This is a genomic window from Streptomyces coeruleofuscus, assembly GCF_039532725.1.
Taxonomy (GTDB): Bacteria; Actinomycetota; Actinomycetes; order Streptomycetales; family Streptomycetaceae; genus Streptomyces; species Streptomyces coeruleofuscus.
The window spans coordinates 455,077-474,623 of record NZ_BAAASE010000003.1 but is presented as its reverse complement, the minus strand read 5'-3'; the positions used below and the strand labels follow the sequence as shown (position 1 = coordinate 474,623).

Below are 19,547 nucleotides of genomic sequence, written 5' to 3'. Positions count from 1 at the left end.
CGGGTCATCACGTGGTCGCATCCCTCAGTCGCGGGTTGACCAGCAGGTAGAGGACGTCGATGACGAGGTTCACGACGACGAACCCGGCCGCCGTGGTCAGGACGACGCCCTGGACGACGGCCGGATCGCCGTTCTTCACCGCGTCGATCATCAGCTTGCCCATGCCGGGCAGCGAGAAGATCGTCTCGATGACGACCGCGCCGCCCAGCAGATAGCCGACGCGCAGCCCGAGCACGGTGAGGGGGTTGATGAGCGCGTTCCGCAGCACGTTCCGCCCCACGACCACGCGCGGCGGCAGCCCGCTCCCGATCGCCGTCCGTACGTAGTCCTTGTCCAGCTCCTCCACCACGGCCGTCCGCACGATCCGGGTCAGCTGTGCCGCCACCGGAAGGGAGAGGGCGAGGGCGGGGAGCGCCATGGTCTTCAGCCAGCCGGTGAAGGAGTCGGCCGGGTTGATGTAGCCGCCGGTCGGGAACCAGCCCAGGTCGACCGCCAGGTACTGGATCATCAGCAGCGCCAGCCAGAAGCCGGGCGCCGCGACACCGGTCAGCGACACGACCCGGATGATCTGGTCGGGCAGCCGGTCCCGGTAGATCGCCGCGGTCACCCCGCCCACGAGGGACAGCACGACCGCGACGCCCAGGCCCAGGAAGGTGAGCTGGAGGGTGAGCGGCAGTGCGGTGGTGACCTGGTCGATCACCGGCGCCCGGGTCAGCGCGCTGGTGCCCATGTCGCCGTGCAGCAGGTCGGCGACGAAGCCGGCGTAGCGCACGGGCAGCGGGTCGAGCAGGCCGTGTTCCTCGCGGAAGTCGTGCAGTTGCTCCGGAGTCGGGTTGGCGCCCTGGAAGAACGCGGACGCCGGGTCGACGTCCGAGAACCGCATCACCAGGAACACGAACAGCACGATGCCGAGCATCAGCGGCACGAGCAGGGCGACGCGGCGGAGCAGGATCCGCAGGACTGCCGTCATGCCGCTAGGCCCACTTGGCCTGGAGCAGGTTGATGCCCGGGTACGGCTGCGCCCTTATGCCGCTGAGCCGCTTCGGGTCCCAGGCCGTCATCAGCTCGTTGTGGACGACCGGGTAGAGAACAGCCTGTTCGGCGACGACGTCGATGTAGTCCTGGACCATCACCTTCTTCTTCTCGGGATCCGGCTCCCGGGTGGCCCGGTCCATGTCCCTGAAGAGAGCCTTGGCGACGGGGTCGCCCGCCCACCGCGTGTACTGCATCCACAGGTTCTCGGGCCCGTAGTTGTAGTGCATGATCAGGTCGGCGTCGAGGCCGAACTGGTTGGGGTTCGAGGCGGCGGCGACGACCTGGTAGTCCTGCTTCTGGTCCATCTTCGTGAACACGGCCGTGGTCTCCTGCGGGGACAGGGTCGTCTTCACACCGATCGCGTCCCAGGACGCCTTGACGGTCGGCAGGCAGTCGACGATCCAGCTCACGTTCACCGCGAGGATGTCGATGCTCAGCCCCTTGACCCCGGCCTCCTTCAGCAGCGCCTTCGCCTTGTCCGGGTCGTAGTCGTACACGGTCTTCGCCCGGCGGTAGGACGGGTTGCTCTCGTCGAGGAAGGAACTCGACGGCTTCCCGTGGCCCTTGAGCGCGACCTCCACCATCTTCTCGGTGTCGATGGCGTAGTGCAGGGCCTGGCGTACGCGCACGTCGTCGAAGGGCTTGTGCCGGGTGTTGAACATCAGGAACAGGTTGTTCATCCCGGCCCCGCCGGCGACGGTCAGCCCGCTGCTCTCGAGCTGCGCGATGTTGGCGTAGGGGATGTTGTCCGCGATCTGCGCGCCCGCGCTCGACCCCGAGATCTTCGCGACGCGGGGTGCCGCGTCCACGATCGTCAGCCAGTTCATCTTCCGGAAGGCCGGCTTGCGCGGGCCGTTGTAGCCGTCGAACGCCTCGAAGGTCGTGTTCGACTTCGGGTGGTGCGCGGTCTGCCGGTACGGTCCCGAGCCGATCGCCTTGCCCTTGATGGCGTCGTCCCAGGCGCCCGGCTCGGAGAACACGTGCTTCGGCATGATCTTGGCGAGGGTCAGCCGTGAAAGCCCGTCCGGGAACGGGAACTTGAGCACCAGCTCCACGGTCCGCCCGTCGATCTTCCGGACCTCCTTCAGCCAGCTCGCGAAGAAGCCCTTGGCGAGGGTCTGGGTGTCCGGGTCGAGGATCCGCTCGAAGACGAAGACCACGTCGTCGGCGGTGACGGGCTTGCCGTCGTGGAACTTCGCGCCCGCCCGCAGCGTGAACTTCCAGGACGTGCCGTCTGTGTCCTTCGGCACCTCGGTCGCCAGGGCCGCGTACGGCTCACGGGAGATCGGGTCGGTGTCGAGCAGGCCCTCGTAGATGTGGTTGTTGGCGGCCATGCAGAACGCGGACGCCGTCTGGGTGGGATCCCAGCTTCCGTCGTTGCCGTAGCCGATCACCGCGGTCAGCGTCCGGTTCGCCCCGCTGCCGCCCCCACCGGTGTCGTTGGTGGACTCCGGCCCGGACGAACACGCCGACAGCGACGCGGAGACGGCGGCGGCCGCGCCCAGCGCGCCGGTGTACTTCAGGAACGTCCGGCGGTGCGGCGCCGGCACGTCGTGGGTCACGTCGCGCACGGGGTCCTCCAGCGAGAGGTCTGGAAAGGAAGCGAGGGGGCGAGCAGAGGAGATACGACGTCCTACGTCCTGCGGTCAGCGCGACCATAGGAGGGGCCGTGGAGGCGGTCAAGGGATGGCACACGAATGGCGTATCTGCCAGAGGTCGGACCAATGGCGCTGTGAAATGAGGCGAGTTGACGGTCTATCAGGGCAGGTCCGGCACCGGGTACCGCCAGAGGTGGGACGTGGGACGTCCGGGGCGCGTACGATGCGGCGCATGTCCGAGGAGCCCAGGACCAGCCGGATACAACGCCAGGTCGTGCAGCTCATCCTCGACCGCAGACTCACCGCCGGCGCGCCGCTGCCCACCGAAGCCGAACTCATGGAGGACCTCGGCGTCAGCCGCAACTCCGTCCGCGAGGCACTCAAAGCCCTCCAGGCCCTCGACATCGTCGAGATCAGACACGGCTACGGCACCTACGTCGGCCAGGCCTCCCTCACCCCCCTCGTCGACGGCCTGACCTTCCGCACCCTGGCCCGGCACGACGACGACACCGGCGCCCTCGCCGAGATCCTCCAGGTCCGGGAAGTACTGGAGGAGGGCCTGATCCGCCGGGTCGCCGCGACCGTCACCGAGGCGGAACTGGACAGGCTGGAGGGCGTGGTGAGGTGCATGGAGTTCGCGGGCGGCACGGGCCGCTCCTTCCCCGAACTCGACCGCGAGTTCCACGAGATCCTGTACGCCTCCCTCGGCAACGCGCTGGTCCCGCAGCTCCTCGGCGCGTTCTGGACGGTCTTCCGCCGGGTCTCCGGCGCCCGCGGCTGGACCGACGACCCGTCACCCGAGATCACGGTCCGCCGCCACCGCGACATCGTCACGGCCCTGCGCGCCCGCGACGTCGAGGGCGCGCAGCGGGCGATGGCAGTGCACTTCCGGGGGATCGAGGCGCGGGCGGCGGAGGAGTCGCGGGGGGTGGGGTGATTCCGCTCCCGGGCGAGCGGGCGCGGAGCATGATGAGGGGCATGACCGAGCTGTGGAGTGAGAGTGGCGCCGGAGTCCTGCGACTGCCTTCCGGTCGGTTGGTACGGGGGCGAGGCCTCCGCCACCCCCTGGACCCCGCCGCGCCCACCCCCTCCTACGGCCTCTACCTGCTCGGCAAGCAGCCTCCCGAGGTCCCCTGGGAGTCCGGCTGGCTCCGCTGGCCCGATTTCCGCCTCCCGTCGGACCGGGCAGCCGCCCGCGGGGTGCTGGCCGACGCCTGGGAACGGGCCGCCGGGGAGCGCGTGGAGATCGCCTGCGGCGGAGGACGCGGCCGCACGGGCACGGCGCTGGCCTGCCTGGCGGTGCTGGACGGGGTGCCGGGGGAGGAGGCGGTGGCGTACGTGCGGCGGCACTACGACCGGCATGCGGTGGAAACGCCCTGGCAGCGGCGGTACGTACGGAGTTTCGGCGAGACGTGAGCCCCCTGGCGGTGCTCCGAGCGCTCGTGTTCTACGGAAAGGCTCTTACTCGGCCCCGCCCTGGCCGGCTTCGGCCGTGATGCGCTCGGAGCAGGTCCGGACGAGTTCCTGCTCGGCGTCGTTGAGATGGTCGGCGAGCAGGGGCTCCGCCTTCTCGGTGGCGCCGGCCCTGAGGGCGGCGAGGATGTCCCGGCTGCGGGCCGGGTAGGACTCGTGGAACTCCCGCGGAGCGCCCATCACATGGAAGCCGAGGCGCAGTTCCGCCAGGATTCCACGCATCAGTTCGTTCAGGCGGGCGCTTCCGGGACCAGCAGCTTCTCGTGCGTGCGCAGCCGGAACGCCTCTCCGAGGGTGTTGCGCGAGAGGGCGCGGGGGCCCGTCCCACAGTTGGCGTTCGTAGAGGCGGCGGGCCGGGCTGCCCTGGAGGACGTTCCGGCGTACTTGTTCACCGTCGGCGTCGGTCCGGGTCAACACAGCGCGGAGGACCGCCGAACGCAGGCCTCGGAACATCCCGTACCCGTATCCACGGCCGGATTATGTCAGCGGCCGCTTATCACAATCGGTTACCTGCCCAGCGCTTGGAAAATACCCCTCGCCGCATGCCGAGAACCGTTGGCCATTGCCGAACCCCTTGGTGCCGCGCCGCAGTTGTAAGGCACAGACCCCTCCCGAGTGTAGGCGCGGAGCGTCACCGCGGGGATGCGAAGAGTGAAACTCCGAAAGGAGGGGGAGCACGGTGGAGGCACGACACTCGGCGCTCTGCGTCGAAGAAGCGGAGGATGCGGTGAAAGAATTGCGGACAGAACTCGCCAAGGCCGGAATTACCCTGCCGTCATTGGGGCTGGACCCGGTAAGTCTTGCGCGGGAAGCACCCTGTCCGCTCGTGGAATTGGGCCGGTGTTCCGTTCGGACCGCCCGGCGGCTCGCGGCGGTGCCGCGATGAAGCCCCCGGTCGGCGCGTATGTCGTGGACACCCGCAGCGGCCGCATCGGCATCGTCATGGGGCATGAGGGGCCCTACGTGCAGCTGAGGCCGTACGGGGGCGGGAAGGAGTGGGACGCCGACCCCGGTGCCGTCCGGCACGCCACCCCGGCCGAGCGGCTGCGCGCGGCGACGGCGTACGCCAACGCCCGCAGCAGGGGCGAGGTCCCTTGACGCGCTGACCCTGCGAGAATGACGGCATGAGTCTGTTCCGCGACGACGGCATCGTGCTGCGCACCCAGAAGCTGGGTGAGGCGGACCGGATCATCACGCTGCTCACCCGGGGTCACGGACGCGTACGGGCGGTGGCCAGGGGCGTGCGCCGGACGAAGTCGAAGTTCGGTGCGCGCCTCGAACCCTTCTCCCACGTCGACGTGCAGTTCTTCGCCAAGGGGAGCGAGCTGGTCGGGCGCGGGCTGCCGCTGTGCACGCAGAGCGAGACCATCGCCCCGTACGGGAGCGGGATCGTCAGCGACTACGCGCGGTACACCGCGGGGACCGTGATGCTCGAGACCGCCGAGCGGTTCACCGACCACGAGGGCGAGCCGGCCGTGCAGCAGTACCTGCTGCTCGTCGGCGGGCTGCGGACCCTCGCCCGCGGGGAGCACGCGCCGCACCTCGTGCTGGACGCGTTCCTGCTGCGGTCCCTCGCCGTCAACGGGTACGCCCCGAGCTTCACCGACTGCGCGAAGTGCGGCATGCCCGGGCCCAACCGGTTCTTCTCGGTCGCGTCGGGCGGTTCCGTCTGCGGGGACTGCCGGGTACCGGGCAGCGTCGTACCCTCGCCCCAGGCCCTGGAACTCCTCGGCGCGCTGCTTACGGGAGACTGGGAGACCGCGGACGCCTGCGAGTCGCGGTACGTCCGGGAGGGCAGCGGGCTGGTGTCCGCGTATCTGCACTGGCACATGGAGCGCGGGCTGCGCTCCCTGCGCTACGTGGAGAAGTAGGCCCGTACAGAAGTAAGCAAGCAAGCACGAGGAGCGAGAGACACATGGCCGTACGCGGGATCCTGGGGCGGCAGCGCCGGGAGTACAGGACGCCGGAGCCGCACCCGTCCGGCGCACGGCCGCCGAAGCTCGGAGAGCTCGTACCACAGCATGTGGCGATCGTCATGGACGGCAACGGGCGCTGGGCGAAGGAGCGGGGCCTGCCGCGCACCGAGGGCCACAAGGTCGGCGCCGAGCGGGTGCTCGACGTGCTCCAGGGCGCCATCGAGATGGGCGTGGGCGCCATCTCCCTGTACGCCTTCTCCACCGAGAACTGGAAGCGGTCGCCGGACGAGGTGCGCTTCCTGATGAACTTCAACCGGGACTTCATCCGCAAGACCCGCGACCAGCTGGACGAGCTGGGCATCCGGGTGCGCTGGGTGGGCCGTATGCCCAAGCTGTGGCGCTCGGTCGCCAAGGAGCTCCAGATCGCCCAGGAACAGACCAAGGGCAACGACAAGCTCACGCTGTACTTCTGCATGAACTACGGCGGGCGCGCCGAGATCGCCGACGCGGCGCAGGCGCTGGCGGCCGATGTGAAGGCCGGGAAGCTCGACCCGTCGAAGGTCAACGAGAAGACCTTCGCGAAGTACATGTACTACCCGGACATGCCGGACGTGGACCTGTTCCTGCGCCCGAGCGGTGAGCAGCGCACCTCGAACTACCTGCTCTGGCAGAGCGCGTACGCCGAGATGGTCTTCCAGGACGTGCTCTGGCCGGACTTCGACCGCCGCGACCTGTGGCGGGCGTGCCTGGAGTTCGCCTCGCGGGACCGGCGGTTCGGCGGGGCCATCCCGAACGAGGAGCTGCTGGCCATGGAGGGCAGGCAGGAGTAGTCCCGCAGAGCAGCGCTTCACAGGCACGGGTGGCGCAGTTCCCTCAGGGGCGCGGGGAACTGCGCGACCGGCCACCATGGACCCGCACCCGTGAACCGGGTCTCACCCTCACGGCGAACAGCGGCTCAGCCGCCGGAGGCAGCCGCGCAGTCGGCGCACGTGCCGAAGATCTCCACCGTGTGGGCCACGTTCACGAAGCCGTGCTCGGCGGCGATGGCCTCCGCCCACTTCTCCACGGCCGGGCCCTCCACCTCGACGGCCTTGCCGCAGCCGCGGCACACCAGGTGGTGGTGATGGTCGTCGGTGGAGCACCGGCGGTAGACGGACTCGCCGTCAGCGGTGCGCAGGACGTCGACCTCACCGGCGTCGGCGAGGGACTGCAGGGTGCGGTAGACCGTGGTGAGCCCGACCGAGTCGCCTTTGTGCTTGAGCATGTCGTGGAGTTCCTGCGCGCTGCGGAACTCGTCGACCTCGTCCAGGGCCGCCGCCACGGCGGCACGCTGCCTGGTGGCGCGGCCCTTCACGGACGGTCCAGCGGTCGTCACCGTTGCCTCCTCACGTCTGCCTTGCCCGGGCCATTGTGCCAGCCCGGGGTGGGGGCGGTCAGACGCCGACTTCGTCGGTTGTCTTCCGGGTGCCCGGAATCGCGCACTCGGCAGGGTCGTGGGCGGGATCCGCGGCCGTCCGGGCGCGGGCGCGGCGGCGGGCCAGCGGAGTCGCGAGCGCCGTCAGCACGACGAAGGCGCCGATGGTCAGCAGCACGATCGTCGCGCCGGGCGGGACGTCCTGGTAGTACGACGTGACGGTGCCGCCGATCGTCACGCTCACGCCGATGGCCACGGCGATCACGAAGGTCGCGGCGAAGCTGCGGCCGATCTGCTGGGCGGCCGCGACGGGCACCACCATCAGCGCGCTGACCAGGAGCAGGCCGACCACGCGCATCGCCACCGTCACCGTGACGGCCGCGGTGATCGCCGTCAGCAGGTTCAGGGCGCGCACCGGCAGGCCCGTCACCCGCGCGAACTCCTCGTCCTGGCTGACCGCGAACAGCTGCCGGCGCAGGCCGAGGGTGACCAGGACGACGAAGGCGGCCAGAATGCAGATCGCCGTGACGTCCGACTCGGACACCGTCGACAGGGAGCCGAAGAGGTACGACGTCAGGTTGGCGTTGGAGCCCGTCGGCGCGAGGTTGATGAACATCACACCGCCTGCCATGCCGCCGTAGAACAGCATCGCGAGGGCGATGTCGCCGCGGGTCCTGCCGTACCAGCGGATCAGCTCCATGAGGACCGCGCCGATGACGGAGACGAGGGTCGCCATCCACACCGGGGACCAGGTCAGGAGGAAGCCGAGGCCGACGCCGGTCATCGCCACGTGGCCGATGCCGTCGCCCATCAGGGCCTGGCGGCGCTGGACCAGGTAGATGCCCACCGCGGGGGCCGTGATGCCGACCAGGACGGCGGCGAGCAGCGCCCGCTGCATGAAGGCGTAGTCGAGGATCTCCATCAGCTCAGCAGTCCCGTGCGGATCGGTTCGTGGCCCGCGGGTGCGTGCGGGTGTACGTGGTCGTGGCCGGGCAGGGCGTGCTGCCCGACCGCCTTGGGGGGCGGGCCGTCGTGTACGACGCAGCCGTCGCGCAGGACGACCGCCCGGTCGATGAGGGGCTCCAGGGGGCCCAGTTCGTGCAGCACGAGCAGCACGGTCGTGCCCTGGGAGACCTGCTCGCGCAGCGTGTGCGCGAGGACCTCCTGGCTGGCCAGGTCGACACCGGCCATCGGCTCGTCCATGATCAGCAGTTCCGGCTCGGAGGCGAGCGCGCGGGCGATCAGGACGCGCTGGTGCTGGCCGCCCGAGAGGGCGTTGACCGAGTCCTTGGCCCGGTCCGCCATGCCGACGAGCTCCAGGGCCGCGCGCACGGCCGCGTGGTCCGTCTTGCGCAGCACGCCGAAGCGGGCCCGGGACAGGCGGCCCGAGGAGACCACCTCGGTCACCGTGGCGGGCACCCCGCCCGCGGCCGTGGTGCGCTGCGGGACGTAGCCCACGCGGTGCCAGTCGCGGAACCGCCTGCGGTCCGTGCCGAACAGCTCGATCTCGCCGGCGCCGGTCTGCACCTGGCCGATGATGCTGCGCACGGCCGTGGACTTGCCGGAGCCGTTCGCGCCGAGCAGCGCGACGACCTCACCGTGGTGCACGGTGAGGTCGATGCCGCGCAGGACGGGGCGCGAGCCCAGGTCCGCGCGGACGCCGCGCAGGGATATGACGGGCTCGTTCATGCCGTCCTCCGATGGGTCGATCACTTGGCTCCCAGGGCCGCCTGAAGGGCCTTGAGGTTGGCTTCCATGACCTGGAAGTAGTCGTCGCCGCGGGACTTGTCGGTGATGCCCTCGAGCGGGTCGAGGACGTCCGTCTTGAGCTTCGCGTCCTTGGCGAGGGTCTTCGCGGTCTTGTCGGAGACCAGTGTCTCGTAGAAGACGGTGGTGACGCCGTCGGCCTTGGCCTCCTGCTGGAGCTCCCTGACCCGGGCGGCGCTGGGCTCGCTCTCGGGGTCGAGGCCGGAGATGGCCTCCTGGGTGAGGCCGTAGCGCTCGGCGAGGTAGCCGAAGGCGGCGTGGTTGGTGAAGAAGACCTTGGTCTTCGTGTTCTTCAGGCCGTTCTCGAAGTCGCCGTTGAGCCCGTTCAGCTTCTTGACCAGGGCCGCGGTGTTCTTCTTGTAGTCGGCCGCGTGGTCGGGGTCGGCCTTCTCGAAGGCCTTGCCCACGCCCTCGGCGACCTCGGCGTACTTCACCGGGTCCAGCCAGACGTGCGGGTCGCGGGCGTGCTCTTCCTCCTCGGCGTTCCCCGCCTCCTCGCCCTCGCCCTCGTGCTCGTGCTCGGTGCTGCCGTGGTCCTCGAGGGTGGTCAGGCCGGCCGCGTCGATCTTCGTCTTGATGCCGGTCTGTGAGACGGCCTCGTCGACGGCGGGCTGGAGGCCCTTGAGGTAGAGCGCCGCGTCGGCCTCTTCCAGCTGCGCCCGCTGCTTGGTGCTGATCTCCAGGTCGTGCGGCTCCTGGCCGGGCTCGGTCAGGCTGGTGACGTTCGCGTGGTCGCCGCCGATCTGCTCGGCGAGGAAGGCCATCGGGTAGAACGACGCGACGACGTCGAACTTGTCCGAGTTGCCCGTCGCCGCGCTGTCGCTGGAGCAGGCGGAGAGAGCACCGAGGCCGAGAGCGGTGGCCGCGGTGACCGCGGTGGCGGATATGAGGCGTCGTCGTACGTTCATGACACTCATTTTCAACAAATATGGAAACCGTTGTCAACAAACCAGCTGAGCGGATCCGGGGAGGGGGTCTGGCGGTCGCGGAGGGGGGAGCGATTTGATTGAGGGGGCGCCCCCGCCGGTAACCTGAAGCATTCGCTGGAAGCAACTCGCTTCGTCGCCCGTCGTCGTAATGAAGAGAGCACCGTGGCCGCCGACAAGATCGACACCATCGTCAGCCTGAGCAAGCGCCGTGGCTTCGTATTCCCCTGTAGTGAGATCTACGGCGGTCAGCGCGCCGCTTGGGACTACGGCCCCCTGGGTGTCGAGCTCAAGGAGAACCTCAAGCGCCAGTGGTGGCGCTACATGGTGACGTCGCGCGAGGACGTCGTCGGTATCGACTCGTCCGTGATCCTGGCCCCCGAGGTCTGGGTCGCCTCCGGCCACGTCGCCACCTTCACGGACCCGCTGACCGAGTGCACCTCCTGCCACAAGCGGTTCCGCGCGGACCACCTGGAGGAGGCCTACGAGGCCAAGCACAAGCGCCTGCCGGAGAACGGCCTGGCCGACGTCAACTGCCCCAACTGCGGCAACAAGGGCCAGTTCACCGAGCCCAAGCAGTTCTCGGGCCTGCTGTCCACCCACCTCGGCCCGACCCAGGACTCCGGCTCCGTCGCCTACCTGCGGCCCGAGACCGCCCAGGGCATCTTCACCAACTTCTCCCAGGTGCAGACCACCTCGCGCCGCAAGCCGCCGTTCGGCATCGCCCAGATGGGCAAGTCCTTCCGCAACGAGATCACGCCCGGCAACTTCATCTTCCGCACCCGCGAGTTCGAGCAGATGGAGATGGAGTTCTTCGTCAAGCCGGGCGAGGACGAGAAGTGGCAGGAGTACTGGATGGAGCAGCGCTGGAACTGGTACACCGGTCTCGGCCTGCGCGAGGAGAACATGCGGTGGTACGAGCACCCGAAGGAGAAGCTCTCCCACTACTCCAAGCGCACCGCCGACATCGAGTACCGCTTCCAGTTCGGCGGCAGTGAGTGGGGCGAGCTGGAAGGTGTGGCCAACCGCACCGACTACGACCTCGGCGCCCACTCCAAGGCCTCCGGCCAGGACCTCACCTACTTCGACCAGGAGGCCGGCGAGCGCTGGACCCCGTACGTCATCGAGCCCGCGGCCGGTGTCGGCCGCGCGATGCTGGCGTTCCTCCTGGACGCCTACATCGAGGACGAGGCGCCCAACGCCAAGGGCAAGATGGAGAAGCGCACGGTGCTGCGCCTCGACCCGCGCCTGTCCCCGGTGAAGGTCGCGGTGCTGCCGCTGTCCCGGAACCCGGAGCTGTCCCCGAAGGCCAAGGGCCTCGCCCAGGCCCTGCGCCAGCACTGGAACATCGAGTTCGACGACGCCGGCGCCATCGGCCGCCGCTACCGCCGCCAGGACGAGATCGGCACGCCGTTCTGCGTGACCGTCGACTTCGACACCCTGGAGGACAACGCGGTCACCGTCCGCGAGCGTGACTCGATGAAGCAGGAGCGCGTCTCCCTCGACCAGATCGAGGGCTACCTGGCGGCCCGCCTGGTCGGCTGCTGATCGCCTCTCGTACGTACGCCGGTGCCGGGTCCCTCTTCGAAAGGGCCCGGCACCGCCGCGTTCAGAGGTCCAGGTCCGCGTAGACGGCCGCGTGGTCCGAGGCGCGGTTCCACTTCGAGGTGACGGTGTCGAAGGACTTGATCGTGGACGGCGCCCAGATGCCGCGCCGTTCGACCTCGACGTGCTGCACCTGGTCCCACAGCGGCGGCGGCAGCATCAGGTAGTCGAGCTTCTGGTTCTCGGAGGTGCCCGTGCCGTGGGTGCCCGGGGCGCCCCGGTACTCGGGGTGGCTCATCACGTCCCGCAGACCGGTGCCCAGCAGGGCCCGGATCGCCTCGCTGGACGGTTCGTCGTTGAGGTCCCCGGCGACCACGACGTACGGGGAACGCTCCAGGGCGCTCTGGTAGATCGACGCCACGCGCCGGGCCTGGGCGATGCGCAGTTCCGGGTCGTCGCCGCTCTGGCTCTTCAGGTGATTGCCGAGCAGCCACAGCGGGGTGCCGCCGATCTGGATCTCGTACTCGGGGCAGTCCCGGCTGAAGAGGTACTCGCCCGGGCGGTCCGGGTCGGGGTCGAAGACGTGGGACCGCACGGACGTGATCGGGTGGCGGCTGAGGATCCCCACGTCGATGCCGCGCGGGTCGTTGCCGTCGATCACCATGTCGTAGGGGTACGGGGTCTTCTTCAGATCGCCGCCCAGCACCTGCTCGTTGAAGCGGCGCAGGGTCGTGCGGTCCTCCACCTCCACCGCGAGCAGGATGTCGGCGTCGACCTCGGCGATCACCCGGCCCGTGTTGTGCACGGACTCCCAGTCGAGGTCGTCACGGACCAGCTCCACCCAGCCGGTCCACCCCGAGCGGCCCTTGGCGACGATCTCGAAGGTGACGTGCTCGCCGCTGCCCCTCGTCTTGAACAGCGTGCCCTGGCCGCGGGTCTCGTTGACGAAGAACGGCCTGTCCTTGCGCGAGTCGTGTACCCGGTGCTTCTTGAGGAGCTCGGCGATGCGCTCCTTGGTCTTGTCGTCGTAGGTCTTCTTCTCCAGGAGGGAGATCAGCTTGGAGTAGTCGCTCAGGATCTCCCGGCGCTGCTTGTCGCCGGGGAGGCGGAAGACCTTGGGGCGGCGGAAGAGGTTCTCCGTGTTGAAGGTGGCGATACGGATCGTCATGGCGCGCTCCCTCGGGCGGCGCAGGAGTTCCGCGCGGCCGGTGGGCAGGCGCCGCCGGGGAGACTGCTCGCCGGCTCTTCCATTCTCGGAGCGGGATGGGAGGGATGTCGACCGGTGGGGCGCCTGAGCGCTTCTGTGGCAGGCCCTGATTGGTCCTTCAGCGCTGCTGCCGATTGGCCCTGTTTCCGCGAGCGGCGCGGCGCCAGGGTGAGCGCATGAGCATCGCCTTTCTGCTGACCACTCTCGTCGTCGTCGCCACGCCGGGCACCGGAGTCGTCTACACCCTCGCGGCCGCGCTCTCCCGGGGCCGGCGCGCGAGCATCGTCGCGGCCGTCGGGTGCACGCTCGGGATCGTGCCGCATCTGCTGGCCACGGTCACCGGGGCCGCCGCCCTGCTGCACGCCAGCGCCACCGCCTTCCAGGTGCTGAAGTACGCCGGGGTCGCCTACCTCCTGTACATGGCGTGGGCGACGGTGCGGGACAAGGAGGCGCTCGTGGTGCAGGAGGAGCGGGCGGCGCCGGTGTCCGCGCGGCGGGTGATCGTGCGGGGTGTGCTGATCAACATCCTCAATCCGAAGCTGACGATCTTCTTCTTCGCGTTCCTGCCGCAGTTCGTGAGCCCCGGTGAGCCGCACGCGGTGGTGCACATGGCGGCGCTCGGCGGGGTGTTCATGCTGGCGACCTTCGCGGTGTTCGCCGGTTACGGGGTGCTGGCCGCGTCGGTGCGCAGCCATGTGATCGGGCGGCCCCGGGTGATGGCCTGGCTGCGGCGGGGGTTCGCGGGGTCCTTCGTGGCGCTGGGCGCGAAGCTGGCGGTCACGGCGCGGTAGCCAGGGCAGGGCCGCAGCACCCGAGACGGATGACAAGTATGGAATGACAGATATTGAAATCTGTCATCCGTCATGGCACAGTGGACGGCATGACGATGCGAACCCGAACCCTCGGAACCACCGGCCCCCAGGTCTCCGCCCTCGGCCTCGGCTGCATGGGCATGTCCGCGCTGTACGGCGAGGCGGACCGGGCCGAGTCCGTCGCGACCATCCACGCGGCGCTCGACGCGGGCGTCACCCTGCTGGACACCGGCGACTTCTACGGCATGGGCCACAACGAGATGCTGATCGGGGAGGCCCTGCGCACGGCCTCCGCCGCCCGGCGTGAACAGGCCCTGGTCAGTGTGAAGTTCGGCGCCCTGCGCGACCCGGACGGCGGCTGGTCCGGCTACGACGGCCGGCCCGCCGCCGTGAAGAACTTCGCCGCGTACTCCCTCCAGCGGCTCGGCGTCGACCACATCGACGTCTACCGCATCGCCCGCCTCGACCCCGACGTGCCGATCGAGGAGACGGTCGGCGCGATCGCGGAACTGGTCGAGAAGGGGTACGTGCGGCACATCGGCCTCAGCGAGGTCGGCGCCGACACGATCCGCCGGGCCGCCGCCACCGCGCCGATCTCCGACCTCCAGATCGAGTACTCCCTCATCTCGCGCGGCATCGAGGACGAGATCCTCCCCACCACGCGCGAGCTGGGCATCGGCATCACGGCGTACGGCGTGCTCTCCCGGGGCCTGATCTCGGGCCACTTCACCGCCGACCGGCAGCTCGGCGCGGGCGACTTCCGGGCGATGTCGCCGCGCTTCCAGGGGGACAACCTCCGGCACAACCTGAACCTCGTCGAGGCGCTGCGGAAGATCGCCGAGCAGAAGGGCGTCAGCGTCGCGCAGATCGCCATCGCCTGGGCGCTCTCCCGCGGTGAGGACATCGTGCCCCTGGTCGGCGCCCGCCGCCGCGACCGGCTCACGGAGGCGCTGGGCGCGCTGGACGTGACGCTGGCCGCGGCCGACCTGGCCGCGATCGAGGAGGCCGTACCGCCCGGCGCCGCCGCGGGCGACCGCTACCCGGCGGCCCAAATGGCACACCTCGAGAGCTGAACCGGGCTCCGGGTACGGTCAGGGGCATGGCACCGACCAGCGAGATCCTGACCGCCGAGCGCATCCTCGAGGCGACCGAGGAGGTGCTGCGCCGCCACGGCCCGGCCAAGGCCACCGTGGTGGACGTGGCCCGCGCGCTCGGCGTCAGCCACGGCAGCGTCTACCGCCACTTCCGCACCAAGGCGGCGCTGCGCGAGGCGGTCACCAAGCGCTGGCTGGACCGCACCTCCGGGGAGCTGTCGGGCGTCGCCGCGGGGGACGGCGCCCCGGAGGCCCGGCTGCGGGACTGGCTCGCCGCGCTGTTCGCCGCGAAGCGCCGCAAGGCGGGCGGGGACCCGGAGCTGTTCGCCACGTACACGGTCCTCACGGGCGAGAACGGCGCGGCGGTCGGTGAGCACATCGCCGACCTGACGTCCCAGCTCACCCGCATCATCCAGGCCGGCGTCGAGACCGGCGACTTCGCCGCCGCCGACCCGCAGGCCACGGCCCGCGCCGTCTTCCAGGCGACGGGGCGCTTCCACGACCCCGGTTACGCCCGGGAGTGGGAAGAGCCGGGGGCCGAGGCCGACTTCGCCTCGGTCGTCGACCTGCTGGTGCGAGGCCTGCGGCCCTAGAAGGATCGCCGTATCCACCGGATGCGCCCTGGCGAGCAGAGGCACAGGATGGGAAGGGAGGGGTGGGTCGCCGCGCGGGGGCGCGAAGAAGGGGATGGCGATCATGGATCTCGTACTGCGCCCGGGCACCGCGGACGACGCCGCGGAGTGCGGAAGGATCTGCTACGAGGCCTTCGCCGGCATCGCCGGGGAGCATGCGTTCCCACCTGACTTCCCGAGCCCCGACGTGGGTGTCGCGGTGATCGAGGGAGCCCTGACGCACCCCGGTTTCTACAGCGTCGTCGCCGAGCTCGACGGGCGGATCGTGGGCAGCAACTTCCTCGACGAACGCTCGACCGTCGTCGGGGTCGGGCCCGTCACCGTCGACCCCGGCGTGCAGAACGCGGGCGTGGGCCGCCGCCTGATGCGGGACGTGATGGAGCGGGCCGACGAGCGCGGGGCGCCGGGCATCCGGCTGCTGCAGACCGGCTACCACAACAGATCGTTCTCGCTGTACGTCGTCCTGGGCTTCGTCCACCGGGCCACGGTCGCCTGCGTCCAGGGCCCGCCGATCGGGCGTGCGCTGCCCGGCTACACGGTGCGGGAGGCCACGGACGCGGACCTCGGCGCCTGCAACGACGTGTGCCGGCAGGTCCACGGCTTCGACCGGGGCGGAGAGGTCGCCGACGCGCTCAAACAGGGCACCGCCCGGGTCGTCGAGCGCGCGGGACGCGTCACCGGGTACGCCACCGACCTGGCCTTCTTCGCGCACGCCGTCGGTGAGACCACCCCGGACCTCCAGGCCCTGATCGCGGCGGCCCCGCAGTTCGCCGGGCCGGGCATCCTCGTCCCCGTGAGCGACAGTGTGCTGCTGAGGTGGTGCCTGTCCAACGGCCTCAAGGTCGTTCAGCTGATGAGCCTGATGACCATCGGCCTGTACAACCAGCCCGACGGGGCGTACCTGCCCTCGATCCTCTACTAGGTCCCGTCTCGTCAGCCGCGGACGCCGGACCCCTGATCGCCAAGGCGTTCAGGCCGCCGTCGGATCCACTGTCGCCTGATGGGCCTCCGCCAGGTGTTCCTCCGCCTTCAGCCAGGGCAGGAACTGGGCGCCTCTGCGCCAGCCGCAGGTGTCGCAGCTGATCGTGCGCTGGACACCCGTGCGCCGAACGCGCACCACGTGCTCCCGGCCGTGCTGGTCCCAGCGGCTGACCTTGCTGGTGTCGATGTGCGCCACGACGCCTCCCGCGTCCAGGAACCCGGCGGATCCGGTCTGCTCGCAGCAAGGAGTGTGCAGCAAGACCAACATCAACAGGGCTTCGCCCGGCAGCGAGTTATCCAGTTGTGAGACGCGTCATGGCTGTCAGGAACCGCCCGTGCCGGACCGTGCCGTGTGCCAGGGCGCGAACGCGTTGGTCACCCCCGCCAGGGCCGGGCGCAGCTCCGGGTGGTGCCGGAGGATCACCGTGGCCATGGTGTTGTCGTCGATCCAGGCCATTCCGGCCTTGGAGTACACCGCCGGCGTGTAGTACTCGGTGAAGAAGCGGTCACTGCTCATCCTGACCGAAGCCATCAGGATGAAGATGCGGAACGCGGTGTTGCTGAAGGTGAACCCGGCCGGAAGCCTCTCGGCGTACATCCCGATCGTCAGGTCGACCTTCTCGATGTCGTTCCCGTACAGCCGCTTGATCTCCTCGGCCCACTCCGGATTGTCTGTCAGGTCCTCGAAGCTTGCCGCGGGCTTCATCCGCAGAAGCCGTCGGAACTCGTTGTAGCGCGGCACGCCCAGCTCCCGGCTGCGCAGGATGTCGGTGGCGGCAAGGTCCTGCAGGTGGCCGTCGGGGCGCTGGAACTCCTGGAGAAACTTCGGGAAGTTGTGCAGGGTGACCAGACCCGGGGGGAGCGTGCCGAAACTGTAGAGCAGGTCGGCCATGTTCGTGGTCTCGAGGACCTTCAGCGCCTCGGGCCCGGAGATGTCGCGCAAGGTGCAGTGGCGCAGGGTCTCGTCGTCGGCGGCGGAGCGCAGGTGCCAATCGTCGCGGATCAGCGGATGCATGCGGTAGATGGCCACGAACTCCTCGGTGAGGGCGAACGGGCCGCCGTACTGATCCGTTCTGGCGCCGGGGATGCCGCTGACGAGCTCGCTGTCGCTGATCCGGCCGAGAAGGTTGTGGACGCGTTCCCCCGCGAGGCCCCACCAGTTGGTCCGCAGGGCCTTGACGGTCGTGGGATGGCTGATCACAGCCGGCGTCCACTCCACGGTGTGGATCTTGGCGATGAGCGCGGCGTTGACGAGCCGGGCTCGCTGGAACAGTTCCTCGTCGTCCCAGGACGGATACGCGGCATGCAAGTGGTCGCAGATGGCGTTGTGTTCCTGGGCGAACAGGTTCTGCATCAGGACCAGGCCCAGCCAGAAGCCGGGCACCCGCGACGGGTCGCGGGAGGGGTCGGGGAACGGGGTCTGCTCGTCGTCCCACAGCCGCAGCCTGCCCAGCTCACCGGTGCGCAGCCGGCGTTGCTCCGCCTCACTCGACCCGTAGACCTGCGACGCGTCCCACCAGTGGGAGGAAACGTTGACGCGCGTGTCGGGCATGTCGGCACCCGCCCGCGGGTCCCGGGTCGGGTCGTCGGGTGTCCGTGTGATCCGCATCGGGCGCTCCGGCCAGGGATCGTCGTCCATGAGGGGCACTTCCCAGGGCCGGTCCTCAGGGCTCGTACCGTGGCTGAACCAGTCGCGGATCATGAACTGCAACCAGGTGGAGACGAGGGAGTTCACCGACTCGGCCGGGATCAGCTCGTGACGGGTGAGCAGGGCTCGGCTGACCTCGCGCGGGTTGGGCCGGGAGAGGACGTCCTCGGGCGTGGCCGACGGGATCTTGTCCAGCGGGATGTTGCGGTTGAAGCGTGTGCCCGCCATGCCCATCCGAGGGTCGTCGAGGTCGTTGAAGCTGCCGTCGGCGCTTCGGTTGACCTTGTGTTTCTCGGACTTCGGCCCGGGATCGGGAAGGTTGACCGAGGGCAGCTGCGTGGTGTCGTGGAGGTTCTCCTGACGGAGCTTCACGCGCAGCCCGTAGAGGACCGCCAGTCCGGGAAGCACGGCCGGCTTGTCCCAGCCGATGCGCCGGTCGACATACTCGGCGAGGTCGCCGGCGATTCTCCGCGGAAGAGACGCGAATGCGGAGCGGGAGCGGCGGAAGAGGGAGCGTTGTGTGCTCATGGCGGTACTCCTTGGGGCACTCCTGGTGGGTGTTCCATCGGGCTGACCACACCGGCCTTGTAATTGCGATGACCTCTGCCGCCATGGCGCACATGCGTCTCGGCATCTGAATCGGCGTGAAATTCACACTAGGAGAAGTTCCGCTCGCCTGCATGTCGGAACAGCACCGCTACACGGCCCGGTCGCAGCGCTGGGCCGGTCTGCGTGAAATAGGCAATTATTGACGCTTACATATTCGCCGTTCGCGACCTTCTTGAGGTCCGGTGAGGCGTCCGCTGCGCAGATGCGGGCCCTGGTGGCGGCAGTTACGGTGGTATGCGTCCTGGAAGATTCCCGATACGGGGATTCGGACTGCCATGTCAGGAATTCCGGCGGGCTACCCGGAGAAGTACCCTGGTGCGCTGGCAGGAACGCCATGGAATCGAGATGGAACCCGAGGCCCTGAGCGTCTTCGAAAGCAACCTCACATTGGCCACCGCATCTTGTGGATCATCCGAACGTCTCTGGTCCGGGATCTTTCGTGGCGAATTCGACGAGGGTCTTCTTCCGGCCCCGTTCTCGGCGCAGACGAGTGGGCCCGTGCTTCTGGGGGACGTCAAGTATCAGGTGAGGCGCGCCTCGGCTGTTCTCAGGGTGGGAGCAGATCAGCCCGCAGCCATCCCGGACTTCAGGATGGCACTGAGTTGACGAGCCGTGTAGGTGCACATTGCAGAGCTTGTTTACCTGGCCGGATTGACGCTGACGTTCTCGGTTATTGCTTCATTCGCTTATTTCGTTCGTGTGGTATCTGAGTCCATGGCCCCGACGCTCCTTGTCGATGACCGGCTCCTGGTGATCCGGAGGGCAGTGCTGACGCGGTGTTTCCCCGCGCGCGGCCAGGTCGTGGTCTTCACTGCTGACGCCAAGGGCCGGGAGGGAGGAAGCAGCCGGCGCATGATGGTCAAGCGCGGCCACCGCGCCGGGCGCGGTCC

21 protein-coding genes and 1 pseudogene are annotated in these 19,547 nt (G+C 69.3%); 12 read left to right on the top strand and 10 right to left on the bottom strand.

From position 1 onward, the window contains the following. Positions 1–7: 7 nt before the first annotated feature. Together ABFX81_RS13385 and ABFX81_RS13380 are read right to left on the bottom strand one after the other, a co-directional pair. A complete protein-coding gene (locus ABFX81_RS13385) occupies positions 8–970 on the bottom strand; it encodes an ABC transporter permease subunit (protein ID WP_086839228.1) in 963 nt (320 codons plus the stop codon). A 4-nt stretch (positions 971–974) separates the two neighbouring features. Further along, positions 975–2,606 (bottom strand): ABC transporter substrate-binding protein, encoded by a 1,632-nt coding sequence (locus tag ABFX81_RS13380; RefSeq protein ID WP_086839226.1) that lies wholly within the window; start codon positions 2,604–2,606, stop codon positions 975–977. 250 nt (positions 2,607–2,856) lie between these two features. Here ABFX81_RS13380 and ABFX81_RS13375 point away from each other — a divergent pair, with 250 nt between their 5' ends. After that, positions 2,857–3,570: a FadR/GntR family transcriptional regulator gene (locus ABFX81_RS13375; RefSeq protein ID WP_346138097.1), complete on the top strand. Its 714-nt coding sequence runs from the start codon at positions 2,857–2,859 to the stop codon at positions 3,568–3,570. Between the two features lie 41 nt (positions 3,571–3,611). Continuing rightward, positions 3,612–4,049: a protein-tyrosine phosphatase family protein gene (locus ABFX81_RS13370; protein WP_346138096.1), complete on the top strand. Its 438-nt coding sequence runs from the start codon at positions 3,612–3,614 to the stop codon at positions 4,047–4,049. A gap of 45 nt (positions 4,050–4,094) precedes the next feature. Here ABFX81_RS13370 and ABFX81_RS13365 read toward each other — a convergent pair whose 3' ends face one another. Next, a complete protein-coding gene (locus tag ABFX81_RS13365) occupies positions 4,095–4,328 on the bottom strand; it encodes a hypothetical protein (protein ID WP_346138095.1) in 234 nt (77 codons plus the stop codon). Positions 4,329–4,785: 457 nt separating this feature from the next. Between ABFX81_RS13365 and ABFX81_RS13360 the strand changes: the two genes are divergently transcribed. From ABFX81_RS13360 to ABFX81_RS13345, 4 genes are read left to right on the top strand one after another with little or no spacing between them, the layout of a single operon-like run. Continuing rightward, the gene (locus tag ABFX81_RS13360) at positions 4,786–4,992 is read left to right on the top strand and encodes a hypothetical protein (protein WP_086848533.1); all 207 of its coding nucleotides are present in this window, start codon (positions 4,786–4,788) and stop codon (positions 4,990–4,992) included. Then, entirely contained in the window at positions 4,989–5,204 is a 216-nt protein-coding gene (locus ABFX81_RS13355) for a hypothetical protein (protein WP_086599578.1), read from the top strand. The genes ABFX81_RS13360 and ABFX81_RS13355 overlap by 4 nt, the downstream gene beginning before the upstream one ends. 26 nt (positions 5,205–5,230) lie before the next feature. After that, positions 5,231–5,977 carry a DNA repair protein RecO gene (gene recO, locus ABFX81_RS13350; RefSeq protein WP_086848535.1) on the top strand — a complete coding sequence of 249 codons (747 nt, stop codon included), beginning with the start codon at positions 5,231–5,233 and terminating at the stop codon, positions 5,975–5,977. Positions 5,978–6,021: 44 nt separating this feature from the next. Continuing rightward, complete coding sequence (locus tag ABFX81_RS13345) at positions 6,022–6,852, top strand: isoprenyl transferase (RefSeq protein ID WP_086848538.1); 831 nt, start codon at positions 6,022–6,024, stop codon at positions 6,850–6,852. A gap of 125 nt (positions 6,853–6,977) precedes the next feature. Here the strand turns inward: ABFX81_RS13345 and ABFX81_RS13340 are convergent, their stop codons facing one another. From ABFX81_RS13340 to ABFX81_RS13325, 4 genes are read right to left on the bottom strand one after another with little or no spacing between them, the layout of a single operon-like run. Beyond that, positions 6,978–7,397, bottom strand: a complete 420-nt coding sequence (locus ABFX81_RS13340) for a Fur family transcriptional regulator (protein ID WP_086848540.1) — start codon at positions 7,395–7,397, stop codon at positions 6,978–6,980. 58 nt (positions 7,398–7,455) lie between these two features. Beyond that, entirely contained in the window at positions 7,456–8,358 is a 903-nt protein-coding gene (locus ABFX81_RS13335; RefSeq protein ID WP_086848543.1) for an iron chelate uptake ABC transporter family permease subunit, read from the bottom strand. Beyond that, positions 8,358–9,125, bottom strand: coding sequence for an ATP-binding cassette domain-containing protein (locus ABFX81_RS13330; protein WP_086848578.1), 768 nt, complete (start codon positions 9,123–9,125; stop codon positions 8,358–8,360). The genes ABFX81_RS13335 and ABFX81_RS13330 overlap by 1 nt, the downstream gene beginning before the upstream one ends. 20 nt (positions 9,126–9,145) lie before the next feature. Then, positions 9,146–10,111, bottom strand: a complete 966-nt coding sequence (locus ABFX81_RS13325) for a metal ABC transporter solute-binding protein, Zn/Mn family (RefSeq protein ID WP_086848545.1) — start codon at positions 10,109–10,111, stop codon at positions 9,146–9,148. A gap of 183 nt (positions 10,112–10,294) precedes the next feature. Between ABFX81_RS13325 and ABFX81_RS13320 the strand changes: the two genes are divergently transcribed. After that, entirely contained in the window at positions 10,295–11,677 is a 1,383-nt protein-coding gene (locus ABFX81_RS13320) for a glycine--tRNA ligase (protein WP_086848547.1), read from the top strand. Positions 11,678–11,738: 61 nt separating this feature from the next. On the opposite strand, the gene ABFX81_RS13315 is transcribed toward ABFX81_RS13320, so the two are convergent. After that, entirely contained in the window at positions 11,739–12,842 is a 1,104-nt protein-coding gene (locus ABFX81_RS13315; RefSeq protein ID WP_086848549.1) for an endonuclease/exonuclease/phosphatase family protein, read from the bottom strand. A gap of 215 nt (positions 12,843–13,057) precedes the next feature. On the opposite strand from ABFX81_RS13315, the gene ABFX81_RS13310 reads away from it, so the two are divergent. From ABFX81_RS13310 to ABFX81_RS13295, 4 genes are all read left to right on the top strand, one after another. Continuing rightward, complete coding sequence (locus ABFX81_RS13310) at positions 13,058–13,672, top strand: LysE family transporter (RefSeq protein WP_086848551.1); 615 nt, start codon at positions 13,058–13,060, stop codon at positions 13,670–13,672. 89 nt (positions 13,673–13,761) lie between these two features. After that, complete coding sequence (locus tag ABFX81_RS13305) at positions 13,762–14,766, top strand: aldo/keto reductase (protein WP_086848553.1); 1,005 nt, start codon at positions 13,762–13,764, stop codon at positions 14,764–14,766. A 26-nt stretch (positions 14,767–14,792) separates the two neighbouring features. Beyond that, positions 14,793–15,380, top strand: coding sequence for a TetR family transcriptional regulator (locus tag ABFX81_RS13300; RefSeq protein ID WP_086848555.1), 588 nt, complete (start codon positions 14,793–14,795; stop codon positions 15,378–15,380). Between the two features lie 103 nt (positions 15,381–15,483). Then, entirely contained in the window at positions 15,484–16,341 is an 858-nt protein-coding gene (locus tag ABFX81_RS13295) for a GNAT family N-acetyltransferase (RefSeq protein WP_346138094.1), read from the top strand. A 48-nt stretch (positions 16,342–16,389) separates the two neighbouring features. Here ABFX81_RS13295 and ABFX81_RS13290 read toward each other — a convergent pair whose 3' ends face one another. Beyond that, complete coding sequence (locus ABFX81_RS13290) at positions 16,390–16,596, bottom strand: hypothetical protein (RefSeq protein WP_086848580.1); 207 nt, start codon at positions 16,594–16,596, stop codon at positions 16,390–16,392. Between the two features lie 126 nt (positions 16,597–16,722). Next, positions 16,723–18,576 (bottom strand): peroxidase family protein, encoded by a 1,854-nt coding sequence (locus ABFX81_RS13285; RefSeq protein ID WP_086848560.1) that lies wholly within the window; start codon positions 18,574–18,576, stop codon positions 16,723–16,725. A gap of 699 nt (positions 18,577–19,275) precedes the next feature. On the opposite strand from ABFX81_RS13285, the pseudogene ABFX81_RS42180 reads away from it, so the two are divergent. Beyond that, a pseudogene (locus ABFX81_RS42180) lies at positions 19,276–19,512 on the top strand (S26 family signal peptidase); the annotation flags it as partial. Positions 19,513–19,547: the final 35 nt, after the last annotated feature.